Below are 5372 nucleotides of genomic sequence, written 5' to 3'. Positions count from 1 at the left end.
TAGTCAGTTGATGTCTTCGGAAAGCTATGATCTACGTAGGCATCATTGGCAAATCGACTAATGGCATCCTTTGGTGCTGGATGCCTATATTTCATTAAGAAGTGATAGAACGATTTTCTCAAAATTTAGGACACGCCTTTCACAAATGGTTTCCCTGTAACCTTACTATAGGTATTTTGGAAAAGGCAAGTGTTTTACCATCTTAACTTGTAAAGTCAAAGTAATTCTTCTTTAATAAGCGTGGCTGATTCATTAATTCTTTGTAAGTTACCTGTTTAGCAAGTTTTTTTGTATCAATTAAAAATAATTGATCCTCAATCTCTTTCACGATCTCATCTTCTTGATAAATCATCTCACAGTCCGAGCAATAGATGGATGGAGTCTCTTCAATTGAAATTGCATTTGTCCCGTCTGGCAATTCCCAATATACCGTATGATTTTGTTTTTTTATTAGATTTGAATGACACCAGTGGCACTCCTTCATTAAAAAACCTCCTTTTACTTCTAAGATAACAATGAACTTATAGATCATTGTTATACATTGTATGAGTAAAATAAGGTGATTTGCTAAATACTTAAAGGTAAATATAGTTTTAAGGAGTAAGTGTTAGCTGTTGTTAACTAAGTGATTTTTGAGCTCGAAGGAAACCTCCTTCTCTATGTAGCTAGTAACTCTATTAAAATTCTTCCTAGAGATATAAGCCTTACCTGAATAATCATTAAAACTAACAATGTAGGAATCTCCAATCTGATTCATTTCCGAAATGTAATTAATATTAATAATATAGGATCTATGTGATTGTATAAACCTACTATCCAATCGAACTAACAAAGAATTGATTGTTTCATTTGTCTCGACTATTTTTTTTCGGGTATGAATTACCGCTTTTCTACCTTCCTTTTCAATAAAAATAATATCTTGCAACGAAAGATAGTATATTGTACCTTCGCGTCGACAAACTAATTTCTTTTCTCCTTGTCTTTGGGGGTAAGCATTCTTCAACTTATTAGAATGATTAATAGCTTGCCTCGCTTTTTCTAAAGAAGAAATTAAACGAATTCGATTAATCGGCTTCATAATATAATCAAAAGCTGCCATATTAAAGGCATCGAGAGCATAATTATTATGACCAGTAATAAAAATTACGATTAAATTCGGATATAAACTCATACAATCTTTTGCCGCATCGATACCATTCACCTTAGGCATAGTAATATCTACAAAAATAATATGTGGTTTTTCTATTAAAACTTGTGAGATCAGTTCATCTCCATTTGATGCCTCTCCCACACATTTATATATTGGAAAAGCATGAATTATCTTTTTTAATAAATTTCTTGAAACGTCACAATCATCCGCTATGACAAATCGTATCTCTTCCAAATTATTATCCCCCTGAAAAACCATTTAAGTAGGACTATTTTACCACAAGAGATTTCAATCAAAAATCATTTTGTAAATAATTAATATAATTACCCACTATTACATCAACTCATTAATAAATAGTCCCTTCACTTCCATCTTATTCATGTTTTTCGGAACCATCTGTAATAACTCTCCCTGAATTTCTTTGAGGGCGATTAACTTTATTAAATAATCAGATTCAGAGATTTTTTTATGTTTATACTCCGTCACTAAGCTTACGATTAACAGTTCTATCTTATGTAGACAATTTTCGATTGGCGATAATCTTGATATTTTCTGCCCTGTTTTATGTTCTTTCGGATTCATTATTAATACCCATTTTTTCTGATGAATTCTTAGATGCTAAAAAATTACGAAATTCATCTTTTGTAACGTTTGAATTCATAGCCAATGAAACAAGTTCTAGCCATTCGCAATCTAAATCCTCCATCTTTTTATTATCTCTTAGTTTGACTTCTTCTGTTATTATTGAATGTCTATTGTCCTTTATACCGTATTTCATAATTCTCTCATTCCTTTTTTTATAAGTTCCTTTTGGATGTATAAATACAATGACTTATTTAACCGATGTATTTTTTATATTATAATTCGCATTCAAAACTCCGTCCAATTCCCTATATACCAATAAGAGCAGTATTATTTCCTATTATTACAGAAATGATTGGTTTCACACATAATTTACTGCTATTCATATATCTAAAGAAGTTCTTACTATATAAAAAAGCATCTATCCAATGATAGATGCTTTTTTAGGGGAAACGGCATATTGCACATTTTTTACTACCCTTCCTTATTAACCGCCTTTTTCTTTTGCGCTTCAAATTTCTTATTCTTTAGTTCATCCCGCTTTTCACGTTTATCCTTTAAAGAGGTGTGATCAGGATTGGAGTCATATTCTTTTCTGCGTTCCAAACGATTTAACTCTTCTGGTACAAGATTTGGCTTTACATCATTCATTAGTCCCGCGATTCCAACTAATGATTTTTTATCTTCGAAGTCAGAATAGATTTGTTTAAAGTAATCCTCCGCTCTACCAGAAACATAGTTCTGAGGCTCTGGATAAGAAGTGATAACACCCTCAAAGTTGCGTAGTACCACTTTGTCTGCACTCTGCGAAATTAAGTAGTTAGGCTGCAGAGCAATTTTCCCTCCACCACCAGGAGCATCAACAACAAATGTAGGTACTGCATACCCAGACGTGTGCCCTCGTAACCCTTCTATGATTTCTAACCCTTTTGAAACAGGTGCTCGGAAATGGCCGATGCCTTCTGAAAGGTCACATTGGTATATATAATAGGGGCGAACTCTTATCTTTACTAAATCATGCATGAGCTTTTTCATGATTGGGACAGAATCGTTAATACCTGCTAGGATCACCGATTGGTTTCCGATTGGTACTCCTGCGTTCGCTAGCATTTCGCATGCCTTTTTAGATTCCTCTGTAATTTCAATTGATGTATTAAAATGAGTATTCAACCAAACTGGGTGATACTTTTTCAAGATATTACACAGATTTTCTGTGATTCGTTGTGGAAATACAACTGGTGCTCTAGTACCTATTCTTATGATTTCAACGTGATCGATCTCTCTTAAGTTCTTTAAGATATATTCAAGTACATTATCATTGATTAAAAGGCCATCTCCACCAGAAATGAGAACATCTCTTATTTGTGGCGTATTTCTTATATAACTGATTGCACCGTCTAATTGCTTTTTAGGAACTCCCATCCCGATTTGACCAGAAAAGCGGCGTCTCGTACAATAGCGACAATACATGGAACACTGATTTGTTACGAGGAATAACACTCGATCTGGATAACGGTGGGTCAAACCTGGTGTTGGGGAATCTTCATCTTCGTGGAGAGGATCTTCCAGATCGTATCTTGTTTTAACAATCTCTTGTGAAATAGGAACCGACTGCATTCTTATCGGACATCTTGGATCATCCGGATTCATTAACGATGCATAATATGGAGTAATATTTAGTGGAATGGTTTTTGTTGAGATCTTTACTCCTTCTTCTTCTTCAGGGGTTAAGTTAATAACTTTTCGTAAATCATCCAATGTACGGATCGTATTTGTGAGTTGCCAAATCCAATCATTCCACTGCTCCTCCGTAACATCCTTCCAAAGTTCTATCGAAGACCAATGACGATCTGGTTTATATAATGAATGTTTCATTCTTCATTCCTCCCAAACATGCTTTACATAAACTATGCAAGTTTTGTGCCAAAACCTATAATCGGAGGCGCTGTTTTGAATAGACTTTTCAGTTACCGTTGGGATGCTTGTTATTACTTCATAAGCATTGAAACCCCCGTTCAGTTACCACAAAGCTTAATTTTTCTCTTCTACGGGCACTGAAACTCCCGTTCAATTACCATTCAACCTTTTTTCCTCTCTCATGGGTCTTCTATATCTTAATCTCCATACAAAAAGGTGCCGATTACTCGGCACCTTGCAGCTCGTACTTTTGAATTTTGTATTGCAGGGTTTGTCTTGGAATTTGCAGCAGTTTGGCAGCTTGCTTTATGTTTCCACTCGTTTCCTTAAGAGCGTCACAAATCATATTTTTTTCAAGCTCCTCGATTTGTCCCTTTAGAGAATAATCTTTGATGACTTTCCTAGATGCAGAGGTATTTCCTTTCAGCATGGCTGGTAGATGTTCCATACCCAAACTTGTTTCTTCACAAACATTCATCATATATTCGATGGTATGCTTGAGTTCCCGAACATTCCCTGGCCACTCATAGGATTGAAAAATGTTCATAACTTCAGTAGACACACCTTGTATATTTTTATGAAGAACCCCATTATAATGATCGAGAAATTTTATTGATAAAAATTTAATGTCTTCTGGCCTTTTTCTAAGCGGCAATAGCTCAAACGTTAATACATTTAATCGGTAAAAGATATCCGTTCTTATCAGCTTTTCTTCCAGTGCTTTTCTAGGATGCACATTCATTGCAGCGATCACCCGAACATCTACCTGGACACTTTTCGAAGAGCCAATACGACGAATCATTCCGTCTTCAAGAACACGTAATAGCTTTGCCTGCAAATCAACCGGCATGGCATGAAGCTCATCCAAAAACAGCGTACCCCCATCCGCAAGCTCAAACAATCCAGGTCGGTCAACTGCTCCCGTATAACTCCCTTTTGCTGTACCAAAGAGAATGCTCTCGAGTAAAGTTTCTGGAATGGCAGCGCAATTTTGAACAATGAAAGGGGCATGTCTTCGAACAGAGGCGTCGTGTATCCCTTGAACAAATAATTCTTTCCCCGTTCCACTTTCGCCATAAACTAATATTGACGATTGCGATTTTGCAAGCTTATATGCTTCTCTTTTTATTTGAAGAAACTCATTATTTTCTGTAAGTAAATCATCTAAAGTATACTTAACTGCGCTTTTGCTTTTTTTCTTAGTATTCATCACTTGTTTTTCTTTTTGTAAATCCAATAATTGTTCAGACAATCTTTTAATACTGGAATAATCCTTCGCTATTTCCATCGCGCCAAAAAAATCGCCCTTTACACATATAGGAATCGTTGAATTAATCGTTTCTATCTTTTTCCCATGAATATTGGAATATGATTGAGCCACATTCACAATTTCTTTTCGAGACTTCAATACTCTTAATAACGTGCTCGTCTCTTCTGTTAACGATGGAAACACTTCTAATAACGGCTTCCCTATTACTTCACCCACGGTTAATCCATCGTGCTGAGCGGCCACTTCGTTATAAAAAATCGTCTTGCCGTTTAGATCCACAACGTGAATTCCCTCATCAACGCCCTTTAAGATTTCCGTCACTACTTCGATGGAAATACTGCTTGTTTCAAACATCATCATCACCCACCTAAAGCATATATATGCCTATGTGCCGAAAAACTGTCACTTTATATTAATTTTCGGCAGCTTGGTAGGTGGATAAATTTTTCACCC

7 protein-coding genes are annotated in these 5372 nt (G+C 35.6%); all 7 read right to left on the bottom strand.

Annotated features, from left to right (window positions below):
• On the bottom strand, positions 1-122 hold a 122-nt coding region (locus ACGLXV_RS08050; protein WP_391558212.1), incomplete at its 3' end, for a YozE family protein.
• Between the two features lie 80 nt (positions 123-202).
• Positions 203-484 (bottom strand): YokU family protein, encoded by a 282-nt coding sequence (locus tag ACGLXV_RS08045; RefSeq protein ID WP_391558210.1) that lies wholly within the window; start codon positions 482-484, stop codon positions 203-205.
• 123 nt (positions 485-607) lie between these two features.
• Positions 608-1384 (bottom strand): LytR/AlgR family response regulator transcription factor, encoded by a 777-nt coding sequence (locus ACGLXV_RS08040; protein ID WP_391558209.1) that lies wholly within the window; start codon positions 1382-1384, stop codon positions 608-610.
• 99 nt (positions 1385-1483) lie between these two features.
• The gene (locus tag ACGLXV_RS08035) at positions 1484-1732 is read right to left on the bottom strand and encodes a hypothetical protein (protein ID WP_391558208.1); all 249 of its coding nucleotides are present in this window, start codon (positions 1730-1732) and stop codon (positions 1484-1486) included.
• A complete protein-coding gene (locus ACGLXV_RS08030; RefSeq protein ID WP_391558207.1) occupies positions 1713-1928 on the bottom strand; it encodes an anti-repressor SinI family protein in 216 nt (71 codons plus the stop codon). Before ACGLXV_RS08030 ends, ACGLXV_RS08035 begins: the two co-directional genes overlap by 20 nt.
• 278 nt (positions 1929-2206) lie before the next feature.
• Positions 2207-3607: a lysine 2,3-aminomutase gene (gene kamA / locus ACGLXV_RS08025; RefSeq protein WP_119708831.1), complete on the bottom strand. Its 1401-nt coding sequence runs from the start codon at positions 3605-3607 to the stop codon at positions 2207-2209.
• Between the two features lie 265 nt (positions 3608-3872).
• Positions 3873-5273: a sigma-54 interaction domain-containing protein gene (locus ACGLXV_RS08020; protein ID WP_391558211.1), complete on the bottom strand. Its 1401-nt coding sequence runs from the start codon at positions 5271-5273 to the stop codon at positions 3873-3875.
• Between the last annotated feature and the right edge of the window lie 99 nt (positions 5274-5372).

It is taken from the genome of Robertmurraya sp., from assembly GCF_036676585.1.
In the GTDB taxonomy this organism is placed as follows: Bacteria; Bacillota; Bacilli; order Bacillales; family Cytobacillaceae; genus Robertmurraya_A.
Note: the sequence above shows the minus strand (reverse complement) of the source record. Positions and strands in the feature narration are given on the sequence as shown.